The 26,997-nt window shown below is 62.8% G+C and carries 22 protein-coding genes and 1 pseudogene; 14 read left to right on the plus strand and 9 right to left on the minus strand.

Features of this window, described 5'->3' with window-relative positions; genetic code table 11:
• Window position 1 precedes the first annotated feature (1 nt).
• The 13 genes and pseudogenes from WM40_RS31430 to purB all read left to right on the plus strand — a co-directional run bounded on the left by WM40_RS31430 (window position 2) and on the right by purB (window position 15,685).
• On the plus strand, window positions 2-802 hold the full coding sequence (locus tag WM40_RS31430) for a MotA/TolQ/ExbB proton channel family protein (RefSeq protein WP_046153100.1): 801 nt from the start codon (window positions 2-4) through the stop codon (window positions 800-802).
• Window positions 802-1,368, plus strand: coding sequence for an ExbD/TolR family protein (locus WM40_RS13530; protein ID WP_024901815.1), 567 nt, complete (start codon window positions 802-804; stop codon window positions 1,366-1,368). Before WM40_RS31430 ends, WM40_RS13530 begins: the two co-directional genes overlap by 1 nt.
• A 233-nt stretch (window positions 1,369-1,601) precedes the next feature.
• Window positions 1,602-4,220, plus strand: a complete 2,619-nt coding sequence (leuS, locus tag WM40_RS13535) for a leucine--tRNA ligase (RefSeq protein WP_046153101.1) — start codon at window positions 1,602-1,604, stop codon at window positions 4,218-4,220.
• Window positions 4,221-4,353: 133 nt separating this feature from the next.
• The gene (locus tag WM40_RS13540) at window positions 4,354-4,890 is read left to right on the plus strand and encodes an LPS-assembly lipoprotein LptE (protein WP_024901813.1); all 537 of its coding nucleotides are present in this window, start codon (window positions 4,354-4,356) and stop codon (window positions 4,888-4,890) included.
• 10 nt (window positions 4,891-4,900) lie between these two features.
• The gene (holA, locus tag WM40_RS13545; protein WP_046153102.1) at window positions 4,901-6,004 is read left to right on the plus strand and encodes a DNA polymerase III subunit delta; all 1,104 of its coding nucleotides are present in this window, start codon (window positions 4,901-4,903) and stop codon (window positions 6,002-6,004) included.
• Between the two features lie 72 nt (window positions 6,005-6,076).
• Window positions 6,077-7,510, plus strand: a complete 1,434-nt coding sequence (locus WM40_RS13550) for a glutamate-5-semialdehyde dehydrogenase (protein ID WP_081764745.1) — start codon at window positions 6,077-6,079, stop codon at window positions 7,508-7,510.
• Window positions 7,511-7,571: 61 nt separating this feature from the next.
• Window positions 7,572-7,994: a CopD family protein gene (locus WM40_RS13555; protein WP_024901811.1), complete on the plus strand. Its 423-nt coding sequence runs from the start codon at window positions 7,572-7,574 to the stop codon at window positions 7,992-7,994.
• Window positions 7,995-8,151: 157 nt separating this feature from the next.
• Complete coding sequence (locus WM40_RS13560) at window positions 8,152-10,116, plus strand: dihydroxy-acid dehydratase domain-containing protein (RefSeq protein WP_046153103.1); 1,965 nt, start codon at window positions 8,152-8,154, stop codon at window positions 10,114-10,116.
• Between the two features lie 108 nt (window positions 10,117-10,224).
• Window positions 10,225-10,902 carry a bifunctional 4-hydroxy-2-oxoglutarate aldolase/2-dehydro-3-deoxy-phosphogluconate aldolase gene (gene eda, locus WM40_RS13565; RefSeq protein ID WP_024901809.1) on the plus strand — a complete coding sequence of 226 codons (678 nt, stop codon included), beginning with the start codon at window positions 10,225-10,227 and terminating at the stop codon, window positions 10,900-10,902.
• A 76-nt stretch (window positions 10,903-10,978) separates the two neighbouring features.
• Window positions 10,979-11,476, plus strand: a complete 498-nt coding sequence (locus tag WM40_RS13570) for a gluconokinase (protein WP_024901808.1) — start codon at window positions 10,979-10,981, stop codon at window positions 11,474-11,476.
• Between the two features lie 59 nt (window positions 11,477-11,535).
• A pseudogene (locus tag WM40_RS13575) lies at window positions 11,536-12,851 on the plus strand (THUMP domain-containing class I SAM-dependent RNA methyltransferase).
• Window positions 12,852-12,952: 101 nt separating this feature from the next.
• Window positions 12,953-14,275, plus strand: a complete 1,323-nt coding sequence (gene mnmA / locus WM40_RS13580) for a tRNA 2-thiouridine(34) synthase MnmA (RefSeq protein ID WP_082102723.1) — start codon at window positions 12,953-12,955, stop codon at window positions 14,273-14,275.
• Between the two features lie 21 nt (window positions 14,276-14,296).
• Entirely contained in the window at window positions 14,297-15,685 is a 1,389-nt protein-coding gene (gene purB, locus WM40_RS13585; RefSeq protein WP_046153104.1) for an adenylosuccinate lyase, read from the plus strand.
• A gap of 15 nt (window positions 15,686-15,700) precedes the next feature.
• On the opposite strand, the gene WM40_RS13590 is transcribed toward purB, so the two are convergent.
• The 4 genes from WM40_RS13590 to WM40_RS13605 are packed head-to-tail and all read right to left on the minus strand — an operon-like array spanning window position 15,701 to window position 19,759.
• Window positions 15,701-16,552: a PqiC family protein gene (locus tag WM40_RS13590; RefSeq protein ID WP_052738319.1), complete on the minus strand. Its 852-nt coding sequence runs from the start codon at window positions 16,550-16,552 to the stop codon at window positions 15,701-15,703.
• Window positions 16,549-18,240 carry a PqiB family protein gene (locus WM40_RS13595; RefSeq protein ID WP_082102702.1) on the minus strand — a complete coding sequence of 564 codons (1,692 nt, stop codon included), beginning with the start codon at window positions 18,238-18,240 and terminating at the stop codon, window positions 16,549-16,551. Before WM40_RS13595 ends, WM40_RS13590 begins: the two co-directional genes overlap by 4 nt.
• Complete coding sequence (locus WM40_RS13600) at window positions 18,237-19,037, minus strand: paraquat-inducible protein A (protein ID WP_236693509.1); 801 nt, start codon at window positions 19,035-19,037, stop codon at window positions 18,237-18,239. Before WM40_RS13600 ends, WM40_RS13595 begins: the two co-directional genes overlap by 4 nt.
• Window positions 19,034-19,759: a paraquat-inducible protein A gene (locus WM40_RS13605; protein WP_236693510.1), complete on the minus strand. Its 726-nt coding sequence runs from the start codon at window positions 19,757-19,759 to the stop codon at window positions 19,034-19,036. The genes WM40_RS13600 and WM40_RS13605 overlap by 4 nt, the downstream gene beginning before the upstream one ends.
• Window positions 19,760-20,072: 313 nt before the next feature.
• Here WM40_RS13605 and WM40_RS13610 point away from each other — a divergent pair, with 313 nt between their 5' ends.
• Window positions 20,073-20,669 (plus strand): YceI family protein, encoded by a 597-nt coding sequence (locus WM40_RS13610; protein WP_024901800.1) that lies wholly within the window; start codon window positions 20,073-20,075, stop codon window positions 20,667-20,669.
• Window positions 20,670-20,798: 129 nt separating this feature from the next.
• Here WM40_RS13610 and secF read toward each other — a convergent pair whose 3' ends face one another.
• The 5 genes from secF to queA form a co-directional block, all read right to left on the minus strand.
• On the minus strand, window positions 20,799-21,764 hold the full coding sequence (gene secF, locus WM40_RS13615; RefSeq protein WP_046153105.1) for a protein translocase subunit SecF: 966 nt from the start codon (window positions 21,762-21,764) through the stop codon (window positions 20,799-20,801).
• Between the two features lie 15 nt (window positions 21,765-21,779).
• Window positions 21,780-23,909 (minus strand): protein translocase subunit SecD, encoded by a 2,130-nt coding sequence (secD, locus tag WM40_RS13620; protein WP_082102704.1) that lies wholly within the window; start codon window positions 23,907-23,909, stop codon window positions 21,780-21,782.
• A gap of 229 nt (window positions 23,910-24,138) precedes the next feature.
• The gene (gene yajC / locus WM40_RS13625; protein WP_024901797.1) at window positions 24,139-24,405 is read right to left on the minus strand and encodes a preprotein translocase subunit YajC; all 267 of its coding nucleotides are present in this window, start codon (window positions 24,403-24,405) and stop codon (window positions 24,139-24,141) included.
• A 283-nt stretch (window positions 24,406-24,688) separates the two neighbouring features.
• Window positions 24,689-25,819, minus strand: coding sequence for a tRNA guanosine(34) transglycosylase Tgt (tgt, locus tag WM40_RS13630; protein ID WP_024901796.1), 1,131 nt, complete (start codon window positions 25,817-25,819; stop codon window positions 24,689-24,691).
• Window positions 25,806-26,978, minus strand: coding sequence for a tRNA preQ1(34) S-adenosylmethionine ribosyltransferase-isomerase QueA (gene queA / locus WM40_RS13635; protein WP_024901795.1), 1,173 nt, complete (start codon window positions 26,976-26,978; stop codon window positions 25,806-25,808). Before queA ends, tgt begins: the two co-directional genes overlap by 14 nt.
• Between the last annotated feature and the right edge of the window lie 19 nt (window positions 26,979-26,997).

A 26,997-nucleotide genomic window follows, 5' to 3' on the forward strand; every position in this document is an offset into this window, starting at 1 on the left:
AATGACCGCCATGTCCGGTCTGATGCAGTATTGGGAAGAGGGCGACGTGGTGACCCACGTCGTGGCGCTATTGCTGTTGGCCATGTCGCTGCTGAGCTGGATCATCGCGCTGTATCAAGCCTGGAATCTCCGTGGCGCGCGCCGCGGCGTGGACCCTGCGATCGCGCGGTTCTGGCGTGAAACGAGTCCCGAGGCAGCGTTGCAAACGTTGCAGAAAACCAGCGCCGATGCGTGGCTTTCCCCGCTGGCGCTGGCCGCGCTGTTTCCCGATCACGCGCCCGTCCCCGCGCCCGCGCCATCGGCGACCGTTGCAAATCATGCGACGTCGGCCGATGCGTCAACCGGGCCTGCGTCAGAGGCCGGCTCTCCCGCGATGCCGGTGCCCGCGGCCTCTGGCTCGCCGTCTCGCCCGCCTTCGTCGCTGGCCTCCCGTGCCTCGCATGCCGATCGCGTCACGCGCGCATTGCGAGAGGTCCTTCTGGTGCTGCAACGTCGCATCGACGCCGGTCAGACCTGGCTCGCGACGATTGCCGGCGCCGCGCCATTCGTGGGCCTGCTGGGTACGGTATGGGGCATCTATCATGCGTTGATCGGTATCGCTGGCACGGACCAGCCGTCGATCACCACTGTCGCCGGTCCGGTGGGGGAAGCGTTGATCATGACCGCGTTGGGACTGGTCGTCGCCATCCCGGCTTTGGTTGCCTACAATTTGCTTGGCCGTTCGGGACGGTTGCTGCATGAGGTCCTGGACGGTTTTGCCGGCGATTTGCAGCGGCTGTCCGGTGTGAGCAGGAGCAGCTGATGGGGTTCGGTGGCTTCGATCCGCACGGCAATGGGCAAGACGGAGGCACCGAACAATCCAGTGCCTCGGGCCGCTACGGTCCGGGGCCGCTGGCGATCATCAATATGACGCCGCTGATCGATGTGATGTTGGTGCTGCTGGTAATCTTTATCCTGGCCTCGTCGCTGGCGCCACGTCAGATCGGACTGCAATTGCCGAAGACGGCGCTGGCACCACGGTCACCGGGCCCAGCGGAGCCGACGCCGCCGACGATCACCATTTCGATCGACGTGAACGGGGCGCGGCAATGGAACGGGGCGGCGGTTGATGCAGCGGGCTTGGATGCGCGATTGCGGGCGGCTGCCGCCCGAGATCCGCAGCCGCAGATCGCGCTGCAGGCCGATCAGCGCACCCCCTATGCACGCATCGCGGAGGTGATGGCGGCCGCACAACGCGTGGGCCTGACCCGATTCGGCTTCGTCGTCGACACGCCGACTGGTGGGGCGGCGGCTGGCCCCGGATCGACGCTCGACATCCACTCCGGCCCCGGATCAGCATCCGAGCTGCCATTGCAGCCGAACCACTGAGCGTCACGTGGCGCCGGTGCGCGCCTGACCCTACCCGGCTGGACCGGCCTGCAGACGGTGCTTGCGGGTACGGCAGGCACGGTATAATCCGGGTTTTACGCCGACAATAGTCATCAAGACGCCGCTCATGATGGAGCGGCGCTGATCCGATCGCCCTTGCGGCGCGCTGCCCGGACGCTGCCTGCAATGGCGTGTCTGGCCGGCGCGTTCGCCGCTTCGCCCGACCACACGCCATGCAAGAGAAATACGTTCCCGCCGAAGTCGAGTCCGCCGCCCAGCAGCATTGGCGCGACACCGACGCCTATCTGACCCGTGAAGACAACGCGCGCAAGAAATTCTATTGCGTGTCGATGCTGCCCTATCCGTCGGGGAAATTGCACATGGGCCATGTGCGGAACTACACGATCAATGACGTGATGTACCGCTATCTGCGGATGAACGGCTATAACACGCTGATGCCGATGGGGTGGGACGCGTTCGGCATGCCGGCGGAAAACGCCGCGATCGCGAACAACGTTCCGCCGGCGAAGTGGACGTACGACAACATTGCCTACATGAAGAAGCAGATGCAGGCGATGGGGCTGGCAATCGACTGGTCGCGTGAGGTGACCACCTGCAGCCCGGACTATTACAAGTGGAACCAGTGGTTGTTCCTGAAAATGCTGGAAAAGGGCATCGCGTACAAGAAAACCGGCACCGTCAACTGGGATCCAATTGATCAGACCGTGCTCGCGAACGAGCAGGTGATCGACGGTCGTGGCTGGCGTTCCGGTGCCGTGGTGGAAAAGCGCGAGATCCCGATGTACTACCTGCGGATCACTGACTACGCGGACGCCTTGCTGGACGATCTTGAAGGCCTCGAATGGCCCGAGCGCGTCAAGGTGATGCAGCAGAACTGGATTGGCAAGAGCTTTGGCGTCAATTTCGGTTTCCCTTACGAGATCGATGGCCAGAAGGCGCTATTGCGCGTCTTCACCACGCGTGCGGACACGATCATGGGTGTGACGTTTTGCGCCATTGCCGCGGAACATCCACTGGCAACACGTCTGGTGCGGGACAAGCCCGAATTGCAGGCATTCATCGACGAATGCAAGAGCGGCAGCGTCGCGGAAGCCGACATGGCCACCGCTGAAAAGAAAGGGATGGCCACCGGGTTCTTCGTCGCGCATCCGCTGACGGGTGCGCCGGTCGAAGTGTGGATTGGTAACTATGTGCTGATGAGTTATGGCGAGGGTGCCGTGATGGGGGTGCCCGCGCACGACGAACGCGATTTCGCGTTCGCGCGCCGCTATGACCTGCCGATCCGCCAGGTTGTACAGGTGGAGGGGCAGATCTATTCGGATACCGCGTGGCAGGAGTGGTATGGCGACAAGGGACAGGGCACGCTGATCAACAGCGGCAAATATGACGGCCTGACGCCTGGGCAAGCGGTGGAAGCGATTGCGGCGGACCTGCAAGCGGGTGGTTTTGGCGATAAGCAGACAACGTGGCGCCTCCGGGACTGGGGTATCTCCCGCCAGCGTTACTGGGGCACGCCGATCCCGATTATCCATTGTGATCACTGCGGCGACGTGCCGGTGCCGGAAGAACAACTGCCGGTGGTATTACCCGAAGACTTGGTGCCGGACGGCAGCGGCAATCCGTTGGCGAAGTCCGCGGCATTCGTGAACACGACCTGCCCGAAGTGTGGCGCCGCGGCGAAACGCGAAACCGATACGATGGACACCTTCGTCGATTCGGCCTGGTACTTCTCGCGCTACACCTGCCCGGACGCGCCGACGATGGTCGACGCACGCACCGAGCAGTGGATGCCGATGGACCAATACATCGGCGGCATCGAGCATGCGATCCTGCATTTGCTGTATTCGCGTTTCTGGACGAAGGTGATGCGCGACCTGGGACTGGTCAGCTTCAATGAACCGGCAAAGCGATTGCTGACGCAGGGCATGGTGCTGAACGACACGTTCTTCCGCGACGATGCCACCGGCAAGAAGGTGTGGTTCAATCCGCTGGACGTCGACGTGATGACCGACGACAAGGGGCGCCCGACGGGCGCCGTGTCGAAGGTGGACGGCCAGCCGGTGCAGCTTGGTGGTGTCGAGAAGATGTCGAAGTCGAAGAACAACGGCGTAGACCCGCAATCACTGATCGATTCGCATGGCGCCGATACATCGCGGTTATTCACGATGTTCGCCGCGCCGCCCGAGCAGCAACTCGAATGGTCGGGCAGCGGCGTGGAAGGGGCGAGCCGCTTCCTCCGTCGCCTGTGGGCATTCGGTCATGCCACGCGCGACATCATTGCGTCGGCGGGTGCATTGGACGAGGCCGGCACGCTGGGCAATGCACAGAAGACGCTGCGTCGCGAGATTTATACGGTGCTTCGCCAGGCGGATTTTGATTATCAGCGGATTCAGTACAACACCGTGGTATCGGCCGCTATGAAGATGTTGAACGCGATTGATCAGGCGCGTGTCGACGTGCTGGCCGAAGGGGCGAACGGCGCGGCGGTCCTGCGCGAGACGTATGGTGTCCTGTTGCGCGTGCTGTATCCAGTGGTGCCGCATGTGACGCATGCGCTCTGGCAGGAAATGGGCTATGCACGGGAGGCTGGCGATTTGCTGGATGCGCCTTGGCCGCAGGTGGATGACAAGGCGCTGGAGGTCTCGGAGATCGAGCTGGTGCTGCAGATCAATGGCAAGGTCCGCGGCGCCTTGACGGTGGCGAAGGACGCTAGCCGTGAGTCGATCGAAGCGGCGGCGTTGGCACATGAGATGTTCGCGCGATTTGGTAACGGTCAGCCGCCGAAGAAAGTGGTGGTGGTGCCGGGTCGGCTGGTCAATATCGTCGCCTGATCCGCGTGCGGTGCCGTGTCCAATGACAGGCACCGCATCGGACGGGATCGGAAAGCGTCAACGTGAAGGGATCATTGTGAAGACAGCAGCAACGCAGCACGCAGCGGGCGGCATCTGGGGACGGTGGGTCGGCATGGTGGCTGGCCTGGCCATGTTATTGGCGGTGGGGGCCTGCGGTTTCCAATTGCGCGGGAGCCACAACTACCCGTTCAAGCATTTGTTGATTACCGGCAATCTGTCGGCGGAAATGCAGACGCGGATGAAGCGCCTGATCGAATCCGGTAGCGACACCCGGATTGTCAATACGGCAAAGGATGCGGACGCGATCCTGTCGGTGTCGCTGGGCCGCGGGCAGAACTCGCTCAGCTTTGATGTCAACGGCGTCACGCAGGAATATCAGTTGACGACGTCCGCCACGTATTCGTTGACAAGCACGAGCGGGGTCACGTTGATTCCGCAGAGTACGCTGAGCGTCAATCGGGCGATGGGCTACAACACCACTTACGCACTTGCGAAGTCGACCGAGTCTACGTTGCTGTACAAGGACATGGAAAGCGATATCGTCGACCAGCTGTTACGCCGTCTGGATGTGGTGCAGTCGATGTCGCCAGCGCGCGCGCCGGCGCCGGGCGTGAATCAACGCGCACCGCTGCCGACACCGCCGTTGTGAGCGTGGTCCGATGCTGATTCGCGCCGATGCGCTGGACGCGCAACTCGCCCGCGGCATCAAGCCGCTGTACACGGTCTGGGGTGACGAACCCCTGCTGGTGCAGGAGTGCGTCGATCGCATCCGCCGCGCCGCGCGCGCGGCGGGTTGTTCGGAGCGACTGGTCTATTCCGTCGAGCGCGGTTTCGATTGGAGCACGTTGCTGGGCGAGGCGCAGGCGATGTCGCTGTTCGGTGACCGGCGCCTCGTCGAGTTGCGCATTCCTTCCGGCAAGCCCGGCAAGGAGGGGGCCGATGCGCTGAAGCGGCTGGCGTCATCGGCAGCCGACGCCCACGGCGCGGCGGAGCCGGATACGGTGACCCTCGTCACGTTGCCGCGCCTGGATGGCGCGACGCAAAAGAGTGCATGGTTCACCGCCCTGAGCGATGCAGGGGTGGCGCTGAAGATCGACCCGATCGATCGCAGTCGTCTGCCGCAATGGATTGGTGAACGTCTGGCGATGCAACGCCAGCGTGTGCCAGGCGGCGAGGCCGGGCGGCAAGCGCTGCAGTTCATGGTAGAGCGGGTGGAGGGTAACCTGCTGGCCGCACACCAGGAAATTCAGAAACTCGGCCTGCTTTATCCGGAGGGCGAGATGTCGCTGGAACAGATCCAGGCAGCGGTGATGAACGTGGCGCGCTACGACGTGTTCAAGCTGAACGAAGCGATGCTGACCGGCGATGTCGCCCGTCTGATGCGGATGATCGACGGGCTACGCGGTGAGGGCGAGGCTGCCGTGCTCGTGCTGTGGGCGGTCACGGAAGAAATCCGTACCTTGCTCCGGGTGCGTCGCGGGATGGATGGGGGCAAGCCGTTGGCGACATTGTTGCGCGAATACCGTGTCTGGGGGCCGCGCGAACGCCTTATCGGGCCAGCGCTGCAGCGGCTGGATGCAACCACGCTGGAACAGGCGTTGACCATTGCCGCGCGCCTGGATCGGCAGGTCAAAGGCCTGCATCCGGACCGGGGAATGGCGCCGCATGCGGCGCTGCCAGGGGATGCCTGGGACGGTCTGTTCGAACTGGCGATGCGGATTGCCTCGCCGCGCCCCGCGCACCATGCGGCGCTCGCCGGTTGAAAAGCGGTGCCAAGGCGCAATTGGCTTACAATGACAGACTTGTTTTAAGTACGATCAACCGATATCACGCCGATGTCCACGCTCCTCTCCACACTCGTCCGTCCTCCCGAGATCGACCCGGCCGCGCCGACGTCCGCATCGGTGGCGTCGCCCCTGCCGGCGATTCCGGCAGCGGATTGTCCGGATACGGACGTCGTGGCCTATATGGCGGCCATCGGTAAGCGGGCGCGGACGGCCTCGCGGGCGATGGCGCGGGCGTCCACCGCATTGAAAAACGACGCGCTGCTGCGCATTGCCGCCAGCATCGACGCCCATCGTGACGCGCTCGCGGAGGCGAATCGGCGTGATGTGGCGCGTGCCGCATCGAATGGGATGGATGCGGCTTTCATCGATCGGCTGACGCTGTCCGAGAAAGCGTTGCGTACGATGGTAGAAGGTCTGCGCCAGGTGGCGGCGCTGTCCGATCCGATTGGTGAAATGTCGGACCTGAAGATTCGGCCCAGCGGTATCCAGGTCGGCCGGATGAGGGTGCCGCTGGGCGTCATTGGCATCATCTACGAGTCGCGCCCCAACGTCACGATCGACGCGGCGGCGCTGTGCCTGAAATCCGGGAACGCGACAATCCTGCGCGGCGGTTCGGAGGCCATCGACAGCAACACCTTGCTTGCAACGCTGATTGCCGATGCGCTGGCCGCCACCGGCTTGCCACGCGATGCGGTGCAGGTCGTGGGCACGACCGATCGTCGCGCAGTGGGCGCGCTGATCACGATGACCGAATACGTGGATGTCATCGTGCCACGTGGCGGCAAGAACTTGATCGCCCGATTGATGGCTGAGGCGCGCGTGCCGATGATCAAGCATCTCGACGGCATCTGCCACATCTTCGTCGATCGTCATGCGGACTCGGCCAAGGCCGTTAACGTCTGCGTCAATGCCAAGACGCAACGCTACGGCACATGCAACACGATGGAAACGTTGCTGGTGGATGCACAGGCGCCGGTCGCGTTGCTGCCATCGATTGCCCGCGCGATGCTGGAAAAAGGCGTCGCGCTGCGTGGTTGCACGCGTACGCTGGATGCATTGGCGGAAGCCGGATTGCCGGTGTCGCGCGGTGTCGATACGCGGGAAGTGGGCCCGGACGGTGCGGCGCGCATCGTCGCGGCCACCGAGGAAGACTGGCGCACCGAATACCTGGCGCCTATTTTGTCGGTGCGGATCGTCGACGACCTGGACGCGGCAATCGATCACATTCACACCTATAGCTCCGCGCACACGGAAGCGATCATCACCGAGCACCACGATCACGCCATGCGCTTCCTGCGCGAGGTGGATTCGGCCAGCGTGATGATCAATGCTTCTACGCGCTTCGCCGACGGTTTCGAATTCGGTCTGGGGGCGGAGATCGGCATTTCGAACGATAAGCTGCATGCGCGCGGTCCGGTTGGTCTGGAAGGGCTGACGTCGCTGAAATATATCGTTTTCGGACACGGTGAACAGCGCGCCTGAGGGCGCATTCGTGGTTCCCCTCTTTCGGATTGGAACGACCGGCTGCTGAAAAAAGGACAGCATGGCTTATCTCTGGGCGAAATCGCTGCATATCGTTTTTGTCGCATCCTGGTTCGCGGGGCTGTTTTACTTGCCGCGTTTGTTCGTGAACCTCGCGATGGAAACCGAGCCGGCGGCGGTGAACCGCTTGCTGCTGATGGCACGCAAGCTGTACCGTTTCATGACGATCATCGCCGTACCGGCCTTGGTCCTGGGTTTTTACCTGATGTTCGGCATCGGCATCGGCAAAGGCGCCGGATGGATGCATGCGAAACTGGCGGTGGTCGTGTTGATCCTGGTGTATCACCACCTGTGCGGTCGATTGCTACGCCAGTTCGAAGCCGGGCAGAACCGGCATGGCCACCGGTGGTATCGTATCTTCAACGAGATTCCAGTCCTGGGCTTGCTGAGCGCGGTCTGTCTCGTCGTTTTCAAACCTTTTTAAGACCCGCCCAACGCCCCCGGTATGCGACCGGTTCGCCGTCCGGCCGTGTGTTTTATAAAATTGGAACCGGTGCCGAAGGTGTAATCACGCGCTGGAAGCATGCAAACGGGCCACATGACGATGGCCTGTTGCCGGTATCCGACCAGGAGACAGAACCATGCCCACGATTCACTCGACGCTGCGCCAAGTCACGGAACGCGTGGTGGCGCGCAGTGCGCCCACGCGCCAGGTTTATTTGCAACGGATCGACAACGCGCAGGGCCATTTTCCGATACGCGGCGCGCTGTCGTGCGCGAATCTCGCTCACGGCTTTGCGGCCATCGAAGGCGACGACAAATTTGCGATCAAGGCGTTGAAAACCCCGAATATCGGCATCGTGTCGTCGTATAACGAAATGTTGTCGGCGCACGCCCCGTATCTGCGTTTTCCCGACATCATCAAGCGTGCGGCGCGCGAAGCAGGTGGCACCGCCCAGTTCGCCGGTGGCGTGCCGGCGATGTGCGATGGCGTGACGCAGGGCAACATCGGGATGGAGCTCTCGCTGTTTTCGCGCGAGACCATTGCGATGTCGACCGCCGTGGCGCTGACACATAATATGTTCGATGCGGCCCTCTGCCTGGGCGTCTGCGACAAGATCGTGCCAGGTCTGTTGATCGGTGCCTTGCAGTTCGGGCACCTGCCGACGATCTTCGTACCCGCCGGCCCCATGTCCAGTGGCCTGTCGAACGACGAGAAGGCGAAGGTACGACAACGGTTCGCCACCGGCGAGGTGGGGCGTGACGCGCTGCTGGAAGCCGAATCGGCGGCCTATCACGGCCAGGGCACGTGTACGTTCTACGGCACCGCCAACAGCAATCAACTGTTGATGGAGGTGATGGGGCTGCACTTGCCGGGCGCCGCATTTGTCCACCCGCACGATCCGCTGCGCGATGCGCTGACGGCGGAGGCCGCGCGTCGGGTGCTGGCGATCACCGCCGATGGCGGCGAGTACACGCCAATCGGCCGGGTAGTCGACGAGAAGGCGGTCATCAACGGCATCGTTGGCTTGCTGTCCACCGGCGGTTCCACGAATCACACCTTGCATCTGGTCGCCATCGCACGGGCAGCCGGTATCGTCATCGATTGGGACGATTTCGATGCGCTGTCGCAGATCGTGCCGTTGCTGGCCCGCATCTATCCGAATGGCAAGGCGGACGTGAATCACTATCATGCGGCGGGCGGCATGGCCTTCCTGATCCGCGAATTGCTGGATGCGGGTCTGCTGCACGAGGACGTCACCACTGTCGTCGGCGCGGGCTTGCGTCGGTACGCGCGTGAGCCGCGTTTGTCGGAGACGCCGGCTCGCGCGGCGGCAGCGGGGGCACCGATCGAGGCTTCGGCGGTAGTGGCGGCACCGATCGCATCGGATGGCACGGCGCGCCAGCCCGGTGCTGACGTCGCGATCGCCTCGCGCGTGCCGCCCGTGCCAATCTGGGTGGATGCCGTGGCGCAGAGCTTGGACCCGGCGGTGTTGCGTCCGGCGACGGACCCATTCTCACCAGATGGCGGCTTGCGTTTGATGCGGGGGCGCCTTGGCCGTGGGGTGATCAAAATCTCGGCGGTGGCGCCGGCGCATCGCAAGGTGCAGGCACCCGCCATCGTCTTCGACTCACAGGAAGCCGTGCAGGCGGCGTTCAAGGCTGGCGAACTGGACGGCGATTTCGTTGCCGTCGTCAGGTTTCAGGGCGCCCGGGCAAACGGCATGCCGGAACTGCACCAACTGACGCCGTTGCTCGGCTCCTTGCAGGACAAGGGGCGCCATGTGGCACTGCTGACGGATGGCCGGATGTCCGGTGCATCGGGCAAGGTCCCGGCGGTCATTCATTTATCGCCGGAGGCGTTGCTCGACGGTCCGATCGGCAAGCTTCGCACCGGGGATATGATTGAACTGGACGCCGAGGCAGGCACACTGGAGGTGGTCATGGACGATGCGCAATGGCAGGCGCGCGCCTGCGAACGGCCACCCGTGACCGATTCGGGCAAGCCAACCCTGGGTACCGACCTGTTCGCCGTGTTCCGGCAGGCGGCGTCAAGCGCCGAGACGGGCGCCGGTGTCTTTGGCGCGATGCCGGGAAGTGCCTGACGACGCAGCGGTACGGAAAAACCGATACCCACGCTCACCGGGCGCGGTTGGACGACACCCTCTACGACGCGCATGATTAAAGCCCGCAACGGGCCAAGGAGAGAGACAATGAGTGGCACTACGGCAGGCAAGGCATCGGCAACGCGTTTCACCGTGGACCAGATCGTGAAGATGGGTCCGGTGATTCCCGTCCTGAAATTCGACAGCGTCGAGGAAGGGCTGGCGGTCTCGAAGGCGCTGTACGACGGTGGCGTCAAAGTACTCGAGATCACGTTGCGGACCAAGGTTGGACTGGATGTCATCCGTGAGGCATCGAAGATTGCCGACGATATCGCGGTGGGCGTGGGGACGTTGACGCGCCCGGCGGAATGCGAATTGGCCGTGCGCGCCGGGGCGACATTCGGCGTGTCGCCAGGTTTGACCGTTGATCTGGACCGCGCCGCGAAGGATGCCGGGCTGCCGTTGTTGCCGGGCGTGATGACGCCGTCCGATATTCTTGCGACAATCGCCGCCGGTTACGAAATCGTCAAGTTTTTCCCAGCGGAACAGGCCGGCGGCGTGAAGATGTTGAGCGCCCTTCATGGGCCGTTCCCATCGTTGCGTTTCTGCCCGACGGGAGGGGTAACCCAGGCGTCGGCGTCGACATTTTTGTCCTTGCCGAACGTGGTTTGCGTGGGCGGCTCGTGGTTGACGCCCAAAGAAGCGGTCGCCGCGAAGGATTGGGCGCGGATCACCGAATTGGCGAAGGAAGCAACAACGCTCGGGCCGCTGCGCGAGAACGCGTGAGGCACCGCGCGTGGCGACGCCACGCGCCGGGTACGCCGGTCTACGACATCGGAAAACAACAGAAGAGGGTGTGGCAATGATCATTATCGTGATGGGCGTGTCTGGCTCGGGCAAGACCAGCGTGGGGCAGATGGTTGCGCGTCGCCTCGGCTGCGGTTTTGCCGACGCGGATGCGTTCCATAGCGCGGCCAACAAGGCAAAGATGGCGGCTGGCACGCCTCTGACCGACGATGATCGCTGGCCTTGGCTGGATGCGATGCGTGCGGCCATTGCCGAGAACATCGCGAACGGCGAGACGCATGTCTACGCCTGTTCGGCGCTAAAACAGATCTACCGCGACCGTTTGCGCAATGGTGACAAGGACGTGTATTTCGTTTACTTGTCCGGCAGCTTCGCGCTGCTCGAACAACGGCTGGCGAAGCGGGCCAACCATTTCTTCGATCCGGCGTTGCTGAAGAGCCAGGTCGACACGCTGGAAGTGCCCGATGGCGCGGAGGCCATCACGATCGACATCACGCCGCCGCTCGATGAAATCGTCGACAAGGTCATGGCGGCGTTGCCAAAGCAGGCCTGATGCGCTGCCCGCCAGACGGGTCATAGTCGTTTTAATTTTTATCCGAACCAAGCGATACGATGCCTCAATTTGATTTTTTCGCACCGTGCCCGCGCGGCCTGGAAGGGCCGTTAGCGGCGGAATTGCGCGAGCTGGCCGGTGGCGTCGGCGCTGCCGCTGGCATCGTGCCGGGTGCGGAAACGCCTGGTGGGGTGCATTTCCGTGGGGGGTGGGCGGCCGCGTTTGCCGTCAACCTGCATTCACGCATTGCCAGCCGTGTACTGCTGAAAATCGCCACTGGTTCGTACAAGGACGAGCGCGACGTGTTCGCGCTGGCTCTCGCCCAGGCGTGGGAGGACTGGTTTTCGGCGCGCCAGACGTTGCGCGTGGACGTCACGGCGGTCAAGTCACCGCTGAAGAGCCTTGAATTCACGACGCTCCGGATCAAGGATGCGATATGCGACCGTCTGCGCGAGAAAACCGGCAGCCGTCCGGATATCGATACCGCGCACCCCGAGGTGCGCGTGTTCGCCTTCGTGACTGCCACGCATTGCACACTGTATCTGGATACCTCGGGTGAGCCGTTGTTCAAGCGGGGCTGGCGTCTGGACAAAGGCGCGGCGCCGCTGCGCGAAAACTTGGCGGCGGGCATTCTGCGCCTGTCGGGATGGGCGCCGGGGCAAACGCTCTACGATCCGATGTGCGGCAGCGGCACGTTCATCGCCGAGGCGGCACAAATGGCGCTCGGCGTGCCTCCGGGCAGCGACCGGCGTTTCGCATTCGAGAAACTGCGCGGCTATGACGTGGGCACCTGGCAGCAGATGAAAGTGGATGCGATGGATCTGCGCCGCAAGGCGAAGTCCTCGCGTGCGCACCTGGGCATCTACGGCAGCGATATTTCTGGCGACATGCTGCAGAAGGTGCGCCAGAATTTCGAGCGTGCCGGCTTGCCGATGCCGACGCTGAAGCAGCAGGACGCGCGATCGATGACACCACCGGTGAACGTGCCGGGCATTCTGATCGCGAATCCGCCGTATGGCGAACGGATCGAGGTGCGTGGACGCAATGCGCGCGGCGAGCGGATCGAGCGCAACCGCGACGGCAACGGGGATGACCGTGGTTTTTCCAGGGCCCAACCGAGCGCCGAGGAATCGGTCGATCCGGAATTCTTCCATGCGCTTGGCGATGCATTGAAGCAGCGCTTCACGGACTGGCGGGCTTTCGTGCTCACGTCGGACCGGGGGTTACCGGGTCTGATGCGCCTGCGCGAATCGCAAAAACGCCGTTATACAACGGCGCACTGGAATGCCGGCTATTCCGTTTCGACATGCAGGCCGGCTCGTTGAAACCGTCCAGGGGACAACCGCCCGTGGATGCTTCCGGAGCAGAAGGATGAGTGACACCCCCATTTCGACGGGTGCGGATCCTGCCGGCGCGCCGGCCATCGTGACGCGTGCGTTCGAGAATGTGGGCCGTGGCCGGCGCGTGGTCGTCGGCATGTCGGGCGGCGTCGATTCGTCGGTGACCGCGTGGCTGTTGAAGCAGCAGGGCTACGACGTCGTCGGCCTGTTCATGAAGAACTGGGAGGACGACGATGACGGCGAATACTGCTCGACGCGGCAGGATTGGATCGACGTGGTATCGGTGGCGGACCTGATCGGCATCGACGTCGAGGCAGTCAATTTTGCCGCCGAATACAAGGACCGTGTATTCGCCGAGTTCCTGCGTGAATACTCGGCCGGCCGCACGCCGAATCCGGATGTACTGTGCAATGCCGAGATTAAGTTCAAGGCGTTTCTCGATCACGCGGTTGCGTTGGGTGCGGAAACCATCGCAACCGGCCATTACGCACGTGTGCGCGAAGTGGGCAACGGCGCCGCCGCCGGTCGTTTTGCCTTGCTCAAGGCGCTGGATGCGACCAAGGATCAGAGTTACTTCCTGCATCGACTGAACCAGCATCAGTTGTCGCGTACCTTATTCCCGTTGGGCGAGATGCCAAAGACCGAGGTGCGGCGTCTCGCGGCGGAAATTGGCTTGCCGAATGCCGCGAAGAAGGACTCCACCGGAATCTGCTTTATCGGCGAGCGACCGTTCCGCGATTTCCTGAATCGCTACCTGCCGACCGATCCGGGGCCGATGCGTACGACCGATGGCGAGGTGGTCGGCGAGCATATCGGTCTGGCCTTCTATACGCTCGGCCAGCGCAAGGGCATCGGTCTGGGCGGGAGCAAGGACGGCAGCGGCGATCCGTGGTTTGTCGCCGCCAAGGACATGGCGGCCAACACGCTGTACGTGGTCCAGGGGCACGATCATCCCTGGCTGTTGTCGCATACGCTGGCTGCAGGGCAGGTGAGTTGGACCAGCGCGGCCGCCCCGGACGCGGCGCGTTATCCGGCGTTGGCGGCGAAGACCCGTTACCGGCAGGCCGACGCGGCATGCCGCCTCGATCCCGCCGCCGCGGCCCGGGCGGGACGGTCGGCACACCGCGACAACCCGGTCGCGGCTGGACTCGGTGCGTTCGCCGTGGCGGGCAATCCAGGCTACGCGCCTGCGGCGGTGCCATTTGGGTTGCATTTCGATACGGCGCAATGGGCCGTGACCCCCGGCCAGTCCGCGGTGTTGTATGACGGTGACGAATGCCTGGGGGGCGGGATCATCGAGGCGGTGGGCGACATGGATGGTAAAATCGCGGCCGCCAGTGATGCCGCCGCTGCCTGGGACGCCTTGCAGGCGTCCCATCGCGCCGCGAAGGCCGACGAGGCCCGTCGCCGTGCGGCCGGCCGGGCCCGGCATGCACAGCAAGCCGCCCGTCGTCTCTAACCGTTTCTATCCGATTTCCTCATGTCCACGCCCCAGATCGAATCCTTGAATGCGCTGACCGCGCTGTCGCCGCTCGACGGCCGCTACGCCACGAAGACCGAGGCGCTGCGTGATTGGTTGTCCGAGGCGGCATTCATGCGCCACCGCGTGACGGTGGAAATCCACTGGCTGATCGCGCTGTCGCAGGCCGGTCTGGCCGAAGTGCCGCCGTTCTCGGCTGCATCGGAATCCTTTCTATTGGCGCTTGCGGAACGCTTCAGCGTTCATGATGCCGCGCGTATCAAGGACATCGAGCGTGTCACCAATCACGATGTGAAAGCAGTCGAATATTGGCTGAAGGAGTCTGTCAAGGGGCAGCCGGAACTGGAAGCGGCGAGCGAATTCATTCACTTTGCCTGCACATCGGAAGACATCAACAACACGTCGCATGGCCTGATGCTGAAGGGCGCGCGCAAGCATGTGATGTTGCCGGCATTGCGCAAGCTGCACGGCAAGCTTGTCGCGATCGCGCAGGCACAAGCGGAACAGCCGATGCTTTCACGGACGCACGGCCAGCCTGCCAGCCCCACCACGCTCGGCAAGGAAATGGCCAACGTCGCGGCTCGCCTGGCGCACGCCATCGAGCGCGTGGAGGCGGTGAAGCTGCTGGGCAAGATGAATGGTGCGGTAGGAAACTACAACGCACACCTGTCGGCCTATCCGTCGATGGACTGGGAAGCGTTCTCGAAGCAGGTGGTCGAGCAACGGCTGGGTCTGACGTTCAATCCGTACACGATCCAGATCGAGCCGCACGACTATATGGCCGAACTGTTCGACGCGGTTGCCCGGGCCAACACGATTCTGCTGGACTTGAACCGCGATGTCTGGGGTTATATCTCGCAAGGCTATTTCAAGCAGAAGCTGAAGGCCGGCGAAATTGGCTCGTCGACGATGCCGCACAAGGTCAACCCGATCGATTTCGAAAATTCGGAAGGCAATCTGGGTCTGGCGAACGCGCTGCTGCGCCATCTGTCGGAGAAGCTGCCCATCTCGCGCTGGCAGCGTGACCTGACGGATTCGACAGTGCTGCGTAATATCGGCGTTGCGTTCGGCTACAGCTTGTTGGCGTACGATGCGTGCATGCGCGGCCTGGACAAGCTGGAGGTGAATCCACAGCGCCTGAACGACGACCTGGACAACTGCTGGGAAGTGCTGGCGGAGCCGGTGCAGACGGTGATGCGTCGCTACGGTGTGGAGAATCCGTACGAGCAATTGAAGGAGTTGACCCGCGGCAAAGGTATCACCCGGGACGCGCTGCATACTTTCATCGGCACGCTGGCCATCCCCGACGAAGCGAGACACGTGCTGTTGGCGATGACGCCCGGAAACTATATCGGCAAGGCGATCGAACTGGCCAAGCGGATCGGATAATCCGCCGCGGCGCGGTCAATCCGACGTTGCCGCGTTGCTCGGACAAAGGAGTACCGGTAGCGGCATGCTGCGGGCCGCGACGCCGGATGCCGTACTTCCCAAGCCCGCATTCGCGGGCATTTTGCCGCTCGTACCCTTGCCGGCTGTGCCGCCTTTATCGGCACCGCCGATGGTATCGAGCGAATCCATCGGCATCCGTACCGGCTCGGCGCGTTCTTGCTGTATCGCGGCGCCAATGTCGTTCGCGACGCGGGCAAGCGCCTTGCGATGACCTGCGACCAGTGCGTCATAGCCTGATGCAACCGGCTGCGACACAATGGATTGGCAGGTCATCGTCAGGTGATCCGTCGAGCGCACCACGCTCCAGACCGCATCGATTGTCGCGCGTTCACCGGGGACCGATTCGAAACGTCGGATATTGACGGTGAGTTGATACACGGTGGCGCCTTTTGGCCGCGGTGCGCGGTAGACATCGATGGCGGGCAGCGCTTGCGTCAGCGATGTCGACAGCGCACCGCCGATCTCATCGGCGAGCGGGCCGGACCATCGGTGGTAGTCCTGGATGTCGACCTGCCCCTGCTTGGTGGACGTGACCAATTGCGGACGGGCCACCGCATCCGGGATATTGACCGGCGTCATTTCGATCATCAATGGATGCGCCGGATCCGCGGTACCGCAGGACTGCCCGTTTTGCGCGGGACGTTGCGCACCGCAAGTGGTGGAGATCGCGCCCGTTCCGCCCCCGGAAAGCGTGTAGTACTGGCTGTCCGGCGAATTGGCACATCCGGCCAGCGCCAGCCCCAGGAAGAGGGACGACCCCAGGGCCAGGCGGCCCCGGCGATAGTTCTGCGTACGGCGCATCGTCATTTATCTTTCCCTGTTTTTCCGCGTATCAGCGCTTCCGGATGTCGTTCGAGGTAATCGGCCAGCACCGACAATTGCTGCGCGGTACGGGTCAATTCGCGCATTGCCTGGCGGACGTCCCCTTGCAGCGGCGAATCCGACGACAACGTTTGCTGTGCGCTGGCGAACGTCTTCTTTGCTTCTTGCAACGTTTGCGCGGCTTGCGGCGCCACCTGGGTGTTCAACTGGTCGAATAGCTTGTTCGCGTTGATCAAGGCGGTATTGACGTTCGCACCAATCTGGTCGAAGGGGATCTTGTCGATCTTCTTCGCGATATTCGCCACCTGCAACTGCAGCTCGTCCAACGTGTTCGGCAGCGTTGGCAATTCCGTCGGCTCGCTGTCGTAGTTGACCGAAACCGGCGGGGCGTTCGGGAAGAAGTCCAGCGCGACATACAACTGGCCGGTCAGCAAGTTGCCAGTGCGCAATTGCGCGCGCAGGCCGCGCCGGATCATCGTTATGAACATCTGGTGGCTACGGTCGGCATTGTCCTTGCGGATGGCGTTGGCGAAGGCCTTGCCCAACCGTTCCGGATAGATGTTCACCGTCACGGGCATCAAAATCTCCTGCTTCCTTGGGTCGAAGTCGACGCCGATATGCGTGACCTCGCCGACCGTGATGCCACGGAAATCGACGTTCGCGCCCACGGTCAGGCCGCGCAGCGATTGATTAAAGTTCAGGACGACCGGTACGGGGTCCGTGTCTGGCGGTTTCATCGCCGTGCCCAGGTCGGCGTTCAAGCGGAATTCACGGTTGTCCGCGGCAACCTGGCCCGGTGCTTCGTTCGGGGGTGCCTGGAACGCCACGCCCCCTAACAGCACGGCCGCCAGAGACTGGGTATTCAGCTTGAAACCGCCCGAATCGAGGCGAACATCCACGCCACTCGCGTTCCAGAAGCGGGTATTCGTGGTGACGAATTGATCGTATGGCGCATTGACGAAAACACGCAGCGTGACCCCGCTGCCGTCGGGGTTCAAATTATAGGCAACCACCTGGCCGACCTGGATGCGCCGGTAATACACCGGTGCACCGATGTCGAGCGAGCCCAGGTCGCTTGCCTTCAATACATACTGATGTCCTTTTTGGTCACGGGTGACCGCCGGCGGGTTCTCCAGTCCGGTGAATTCCTTTTCGGAGTCGGGCGAGCGTCCCGCATCCACGCCGATATACGACCCGGACAGCAACGTATTCAAGCCGGAGATGCCATTGGCCGCCACGCGCGGCTTGACGATCCAGAAGCGGGTGTCCTTGACCGCGAATCCCTGCGCTTCCTTGGTGAGATCGACGGTGACGATCGCCCGGGAACGGTCATCCGCCAGTCGAACCGATTTTACTTCGCCGATGTCGACGTCCTTGTATTTGACCTTGGTCTTGCCACTTTCGATGCCTTCCGCGGATTTGAAGCTGATCGTGATGGTGGGCCCTTGCTGGACCACCTGCCGGACCACCAGCGAAATGCCGATCAGCGCCGCGATCAACGGGACCAACCAGACCAGCGACGGCAGCCAGCGGCCGCGTGGCGCGACCACCGGTTCTTGCCAGTCGGGCAGGCCGCCGGGGCCGGTCGCGGCGGTATTCTCCGTTCGAGGGGGGCCGGACACGCCGGTGGTACGGTCGTCGGTCCGAGGGGGCGTGTGCTGCTGATCGCTCATTTACGCGCGGTTCCAGATTCGTCGATAGGGTCCCAGATACGCCGGGAATCGAATTGCAGCGAGGCGAACATCGTCAACACGACGACGGCGCCGAACGCCACCGCGCCGGGCCCGGCCGTGATTACCGCCAGCGACTGGAAGCGCACCAACGCCACAGTCAGCGTGATCACGAAGATGTCGAGCATCGACCAACGGCCGATGGCCTCCACGACGTGGTAAAGCCGCGTACGTTGTTCCGGGCGCCAGTCCGAGCGGGTCTGGACCGAGTAGTTCAGGATCGACAGGGCGGCAAGCTTCAGCATTGGCACCAGGATGCTGGCAACGAACACGATGATGGCCAGTGCGTACGAGCCGGATGTCCAGAAGTACACCACGCCGCTCATGATCGTGTCGTCCGATGCCCCCAGCAGCGATGCGGTATGCATGACCGGCATCAGGTTCGCCGGGATATACAGCAGCACCGCCGAGACCAGCAGCGCCCAGACGCGGGCGGTCGCGTCGGGTTTGCGTGACAGCAACGGCGACCCGCAACGCAGGCAGTACTGCACGTCGATCGTCCGCACTCGTGGTGTGACCAGGCCACAATCGGTGCAACCGACGAGATCGCGCGTCCGGGCGCTGACCCGGTGATTTCGGTGACGTCGCTCACCCGCCGGCGCATCGATCTCCGGCAACGGTACGTCGTCGTACTCCATCAACGGCATGACGGCGCGTGGGTCCTGCAACGGGGAGCGCGTATCGGGGGTATCCGACGCATTCGATGTTTCCGGGGAGGGCGGCGTACCGTGCAAGGTCATGGCGAGGGGGGCGGGAGCATCGATTGTGCCATCGCGGTATCCGCGGCGCGCAACGCGTTCAGACGGCGGCGCGACCGGCGCCACCGCCCACACCGGGCATCCGCGACATCCCAAAGCGTGTGCGGGTCGAACGACAGCGTCAGCGCCGTCAGGGCCGTCAGCGCGCCAAAAGCGAACAATGCGGGCTCGGGCATCAATCGGGCAAGGCTGGACAATTTCATCAGCGTGACCAGCACGCCGAGCATGAAGACTTCGATCATGCCCCAGGGACGCACGGCGAGCAGCGCGCGGAGTACGGGGTCGAAATACCGGGGACGCCGGCGAAATTGTAATGGAATCAACAAATAAAGTAGCGCCAGCGTCTCAAATATCGGAAACAAGAGCGTGCAGCAGAGCACCATCAGCGCAATGATCCAGCGCCCGTCGTCCCAAAGCTGATAGACCGCCCCGACCAATGTCGTCTGCGTGCTGATGCCTTGTGCCTCCAATTCGACGATGGGGAAGCCGTTGGCGATCAGGAAGGCAATAAACGCGGTCAGTGCCACTGCCAGCAATTTGTCGACGCGACCGTCGGTATGCTGATACAGGATTGCGTGGCAGCGCGTGCACCGGGCAACCGAACGCCGAGGCAGCCGAACCTTGCGGTGCAGTTTGTCACAGTACTTGCAGGCGACGAGTTCGGTATAAGCCATGAGTATTGCAGGGGCAATGGTGCGATCCATCTTACCAAATCGGTTACCGGCGTGTGTCACCGCCACGGGGGCGGTGAGGATGTGCATGTCCCGGCAGGCCGGTGCTGCCGTGACTACGTAACATACGGTGTTTTTTCGGCGCAAACAAATCGCTTAAGGTACGATGACTCCCAAGGGGGAAGGACGGCCGCGGCACGCAATCGGCACCACGTTTCGGCTCACGCGCGCTCTTTTCGGGTCGCCGGGGCGCGAGATCTGTGCGGACGGCGGGCCAAGGCTGCAAGGCAACAGCATCCGTCGGTCTCATGCGAGGCCGGTCGGGCACACTTGAAGGAATGTGATGATGTTTTCGATCGTAAACGCGCGGTCCGCGATGGCCCATAAGATCGTTCTGAAATCGGCATTGCTCGCGGCCGCGGCATGCGCGCTGTTTGGCGCCGCATCGGCATCGGCGGCGCCGATCGACGTGGCGAAGAGCTCCGTGATCACGACGTCGAAGCAGATGAGCGTGGCTGTCGACGGCAAGTTCAAGAAGTTCAGCGGCGATGTGACGTTCGATCCGGCCAATCCGAGCGCGGGTTCGGCGAAGGTAACCATCGATATCGGCAGCTACGACATTGGCTCGGACGAGTACAACAATACGTTGAAGAGCGCTGAATGGTTCGACTCGGCCAAGTTCCCGCAGGCGACGTTCGTATCGACATCGATCGCCTCGGCCGGCCCGGGCAAGCTGACCGTCAAAGGCAAGCTGACGATCAAGGGTAAGACTCAGGACGTCTCAGTGCCGCTGTCGTACCAAGTGGCCGGCGCGACCCAGACCTTCGATGGTGTGACGTCGATCAAGCGCCTGGCCTACGGCATTGGTGCGAACGAGTGGAAGGACACCTCGGTTGTCGCCGATGAAGTGGACATCAAGTTCCACCTCGTCGTGACGAAGTAAGTATTTACGCCGGTCGGCGATCGGGTAACAGGATAATAAAAAGGAGGCGCACACCAGTGCGCCTCCTTTTTTATTATCCGTGTCGTCCTGCGGCACCCCGCCGGGGCGCCGAGGATCCGTGGCGGCGGGTCAGACCTGCGCGCCGGCGTTCGGGTCGTTCGGATCGTGCGCGGTCTTCGATGACTTGATCAGATCCTCGCGTTTGACGCCCAGCCACATCGCCAGCGCCGCGGCGACGAACACCGACGAGTAGATACCGAACAGAATGCCGATCGTCAGCGCGATGGCGAAGTAGTGCAGCGTCGCGCCGCCAAACAGCAACATCGACAACACCATCATTTCCGTGCTGCCGTGCGTGATGATCGTCCGCGAGATCGTGCTGGTAATCGCGTGGTTGATCGTGCCGACGGTGCCGAGGTTCTTTTCCCTGCGGAAGGTTTCGCGAATCCGGTCGAAGATCACGACCGATTCATTGACCGAATAGCCCAGGACCGCAAGCACTGCCGCGAGCACCGACAACGAGAACTCCCACTGGAAGAACGCGAAAAAGCCCAGGATGATGATCACGTCGTGCAGGTTCGCGATCACCCCTGCCACCGCATACTTCCATTCGAAGCGGATCGACAGATAAATCATGATGCCGACCACCACGCACGCCAGCGCCAACAGCCCGTTGGTCGCCAACTCCTTGCCCACGGACGGACCGACATACTCTACGCGCTGCAACGACACATCGCTGTTCTGCGCCTTCAGCGAATTCATCACCTGATCGCTTTGCATGGCCGAGGACAGCGGCTGGCCGTCCGGACCCTTCTTCAGCGGCAGGCGGATCAGTACGTCACGCGACGTCCCGAACGATTGGACCTGCGCATCGGCATAACCGATGGTGTCAAGGTTGCCGCGCACGGCTTCCAGATTCGCCGATTGGGTGTACTGCACCTCGATCACGGTCCCGCCGGTGAATTCGATGGACAGGTGCAACCCGCGATGCAACAGGAAAAACACCGCTAAAACGAACGTGATCAACGAGATCGTGTTCAGTATCAGCGCATGCCGCATGAACGGGATGTCTTTGCGGATACGAAAGAATTCCATGATGTCCTCTAGGTATCAGCGCGACTTGCCGCCGCGCTTGCCTTGGGCGGCCTTGTTGCCCGTGCCGCCGGCATTGCCACCGGCGCTGCTTGTATTGTTGTTCGCGTTGCTGCCGGCGTCCCCGACCGACGCGCTGCCCTGAGAACTGTCCCGTGCTGCTTGCGCGCGGCTCAGCTTGCTTTTCTTGGACGTCGTCGTGTTCGAACCGATCAACTGACTGGACTTTGGTATCGGTTTGCCGGCCGTGGCGCCATGACCCAGCGCGCCCGCCGCTTCCGGGCCGGAGGCGGGGCGCCCCCAGACCTGGCCGATCGCCAGCGATTGCAGCCGGCGCCGACCGCCATACCAGAGGTTGACCAGGCCGCGTGAGAAGAAGACCGCCGAGAACATCGACGTCACGATACCGATGCAGTGCACGACCGCGAAGCCGCGCACCGGGCCTGAGCCGAAGGCGAGCAACGCCAGGCCCGCGATCAACGTCGTGACGTTGGAGTCGAAGATCGTCGCCCAGGCGTGCTGGAAACCGGCGGAGATCGCGGTTTGCGGTGGCTGGCCGTTACGCAGTTCCTCGCGGATGCGCTCATTGATCAGCACGTTCGCATCAATTGCCATCCCCAGTGTCAACGCGATGGCCGCGATGCCGGGCAGTGTCAGCGTGGCTTGCAGCATCGACAGGATTGCCACCAGCAGCAGCAGATTCACCGACAACGAAATCGTCGAGAACACGCCGAACAGCATGTAGTAGGCAATCATGAACACGGCGATGGCCACGAAGCCGTACGCCACCGAGTCAAAGCCGCGTTTGATGTTGTCCGCGCCCAGGCTCGGACCCACTGACCGTTCCTCAATGATGTTCATCGGTGCCGCCAACGCTCCGGCACGTAACAACAGCGCCAGGTCGTTCGCGGCCTGCGTGTCGGCGGAACCGGTTATCTGGAAACTTTCGCCCAGTTCCGACTGAATCGTCGCCACCGTCAGCACTTCACCCTTGTCGCGTTCGAACAGGACGATCGCCATCGGTTTCTGGAGATTCTCGCGCGAGACGGTGCGCAGGATGCGGCCGCCGGCGGCGTTCAGCTTGATCATCACGGCCGGCCGCTGTTGCTCGTCAAAGCCGGCGGACGCGCTGGTGATCTGGTCACCGGAGAAGATCACCTGTTTCTTCAGGAACACCGGTGCGCCGCGACCTTGTGTGAACAGATCGTCACCCGGCGGCACCGGGTCGTTGGGCTGCGGATTCGATGGGGCGTTCGTATCGACCAGGCGTGCTTCCAATGTCGCCGTCCGACCGATGATGTCCTTCGCCTTCGCCGTGTCCTGGATGCCGGGTAGTTCGACGACGATCCGGTCCGCGCCCTGTTGCTGGATCACCGGTTCGGAGACGCCCAGTTCGTTTACGCGGTTATGCAGCGTCTGCATGTTCTGCTTGACGGCGTCGTCCTGCACCGTGCGGCGCGTTTCATCCGAGAAGGTACCGACGACCTGGGCGCCGTTGCCGCCGGCGTCCACGATCTTCCATTGCAGATCCGAGCCGCTCGCCACCAGTGCATCACGCGCCTGCGCCGCGACCTGCGGGTTGGCGAAATTGATGGTCAGCGTGTCGTTCACACGGTTGATGCCGCCATCGCGGATGTTCTTGCCACGCAGCAGCGTGCGTGCGTCCGAAGCGTCCGATTCCAACCGTTTTTGCAGCGCGCCGGCCATGTCCACCTGCAACAGGAAGTGCACGCCGCCGCGCAAGTCCAGCCCCAGGTACATCGGTCGCGCCATCAACGCCGTGAGCCAATGCGGCGACGCGCTTTGCAGGCTCAATGCAACGATATAGGTCGGGTTCGACGGATCGTCGTTCAACGCGTGCTGCAGCAGGTCCTTCGTACGCAGTTGCGTGTCGCCGTCGTGCAAGCGGACGTGGATGCTGGCATTGGTCGCGCTGTTCTCGAACGAGACGTCGGCGGCATTGATGTGATTGGCTTGCAGCGTCTGTTCGACGCGCGCCATCACCGATGCGTCCACCTTGACGGTCGCCTTCAAGCTTTGGATCTGGACCGCGGGGGTCTCCCCAAAGAGATTCGGCAACGTATACAAGAGGCCGATGGCGACCGCCACCAGCATCGCGATGTACTTCCAGAGGGGGTAACGATTCATGGCAGGCTGACGAAGAATGGCGCGGCGTTCCATTCGGGGATCGAACGGGCGCTCGCGGAGCCCAAGGCTCGTCGGGGCGGTCGCGCACTCAGGCGCAGACCCGCCCCCTCAAAACAGCAATGCCGCCCGAAGGCGGCGCGGACAAAACGTGCCACGAAATGTGCCTCGGCAAGTTTTGTCTCGCCCAAGCGCCGCCGCGCATGCGTCACGCGGCAGGGCGGGCACGGCGTTACAGTGACTTGATCGTGCCCTTCGGCAGCACGGTCGTGATCGCGCCCTTCTGCACGGTGATCTCGACGTCTTCAGCGATCTGAATGCCGACATAGGCTTCGCCGACCTTGCTGATCTTGCCAACCAGGCCGCCGCTGGTGACGACTTCGTCACCCTTGTCGACGGCGGCCAGCATGTTCCGATGTTCCTTTTGGCGCTTCATCTGCGGACGAATCATGATGAAGTACAGCACAACGAACATCAGGATCAGTGGCAGGAAACTCATCAGGCTGGATTCGCCGCCAGCGCCTTGTAGATTAAACACGTTACAGTCTCCGCGTGTGTCTGAAGCGATCTAAAAAAGAAAAGCAAAGAAAACAAAAGCCAAAAAGAGCGGCGTATTCTAGCACCCTCGCGACCCGCCGCCGTACGGCCAAACCCGGGGAACGTGTCCAATTCCTGGAAAGCGTGGCGTGAGGACCGAAATCACGTGGCTTGGCGACGTGGTGCCGGATCGTCGAATGCGGTGCCTGGCGCGGTTTTGCGCACGCATCGGCACCGTGTCCATGTCAGGTCACGCCACGTGCACGGTCCGTCTGGAAGCGCTTTACGAATGCGTCGAATTGCCGCGCATCAATCGCGTCCCGGATCTCCTGCATTAATGCCAAGTAGTAATGCAGGTTGTGGATCGTGTTCAATTGCGCCCCGAGAATCTCGCCTGTCCGGTGCAGGTGGTGCAGATAGCCCCGCGTGAAGTTCTTGCAGGTGTAGCAACCGCAGGTCTCGTCCAGGGGCCGCAGGTCGTTCTTGAACGAGGCGTTCTTGATCTTCAAGTCGCCAAAGCGCGTGAACAACCACCCGTTGCGGGCATTACGGGTGGGCATCACGCAGTCGAACATGTCGATGCCGTTGGCCACACCGTTGACCAGATCTTCCGGCGTGCCCACGCCCATGAGGTAATGCGGCTTGTCGGCCGGCAGCTTCGGCCCCGTGTACGCCAGGATGCGCATCATGTCCGCCTTCGGCTCGCCCACGGACAACCCGCCGATCGCCAGTCCGTCGAACGGGATGTCGCGCAGCCGCTCCAGCGATTCGTCACGCAGGTCCTCGAACATGCCGCCCTGGACGATGCCGAACAGGGCGTTCGGATTGCCCTCGCGATCGAACTCGTCGCGCGAGCGCCGAGCCCAGCGCGCCGACATGCGCATTGATTCCGCCGCCAGTTCTTGCGAGGTAGGAACACCGTTGACTTGATAAGGCGTGCATTCGTCGAATTGCATGACGATGTCCGAGTTCAGCACCCGCTGGATCTGCATCGAGATTTCCGGTGACAGGAACAGCTTGTCGCCGTTGATGGGCGAGGCAAAGCGCACGCCGTCCTCGCTGATCTTGCGCAGATCACCCAGGCTGAACACCTGAAAGCCCCCGGAATCGGTCAGGATCGGCTTGTTCCACCCCATGAAGCCATGCAGTCCGCCGTGTTGCGCAATCGTATCCAGGCCCGGGCGCAGCCAGAGGTGAAAGGTATTGCCCAGCACGATTTGCGCGTTGATTTCGTGCAGGTCGCGTGGGGTCATCGCCTTGACGGTGCCGTAGGTGCCCACCGGCATGAAAATCGGCGTCTCGATGACGCCATGGTTCACGGTGATACGGCCACGACGGGCATGACCATCGTGGCCGAGCAGTTCAAACTTGAGCATCGGAAGGAGCCTCGGGCGTGCGGGTCAGGAACATGGCATCGCCATAGCTGAAGAAACGATATTGCGCGGCAATCGCGTGGCGATAGGCGGCGCGGATCGGCGCCATGCCGGCAAAGGCCGATACGAGCATCATCAAGGTCGATTTCGGTAAATGGAAATTCGTGATCAGGCAATCAACGATCCGGAATGGGTAACCGGGCGTGATGAAGATGTCGGTTTCCGCGCGATGCGCGCGCAGTTGCGGCGCGGTTGAAGACCGGTCATCGACCGCGACATTGGCGGGCGTGCCCAGGTCCGATGCCCCTGTCGCCGTGGCCTGATCGCGCGCGGCGGATTCGAGCGCACGCATCGACGTCGTGCCTACAGCGATGACGCGGCCGCCGGCGGCGCGGGTCGTGGAAATCGCGTCGGCCAGCGCTGCTGGAATTTCGTATGATTCGCTGTGCATGACATGGTCGGCGATGTTTTCCGTCCGCACCGGCTGGAATGTGCCCGCCCCCACGTGGAGCGTCAACGTGCCGCGCTGGATGCCGGCGGCATCCAGCGCGGCAAGCAGGGCTTCGTCGAAATGCAGCCCCGCGGTGGGTGCCGCGACCGCACCCGGATGGGCCGCATAGACCGTCTGGTAGCGGGTCTCATCGCTTGCGTCCGGCGTGTGCTGGATGTACGGTGGCAGCGGCAAGCGGCCGTACTGCTCGATCAGGTCCAGGCAGGGGCCTGGAAACGTCAGCGTGTAGAAGGGCCCCACGCGCTCGCCGACGATGACATCGAATGCATCGGCCAGCCGCAACGTGGTGCCGGCGCGAGGCGATTTGCTGGCGCGAATCTGGGCAAGGGCGGTTGTGCCGCCAGCGCCGACCGGTCGCGTGCCGGGCGGGTCTTCGATCAGACGCTCGACCAGTACCTCGACGTGACCGCCGCTGGCCTTCGTTCCGAAAAAACGGGCTTTCAGGACCTTGGTGTCGTTGAACACCAGCAGGTCGCCGGGACGCAGGAAGGAGACAAGATCGGCGAAATGGTGGTCGGTCAGATGGGGGGATGTGCTGCCCGGAGCCGGTGGGCCGACGTGCAGCAGGCGGCTGGCGCTGCGTTCGGGCAGTGCATATTGCGCGATAAGCGCCTCGGGCAGATTAAAATCGAAATCGGAGAGCGTGTACATAAAGGAACGCATGCTTGAC

This window comes from Robbsia andropogonis (assembly GCF_000970345.1).
GTDB lineage: Bacteria > Pseudomonadota > Gammaproteobacteria > Burkholderiales > Burkholderiaceae > Robbsia > Robbsia andropogonis.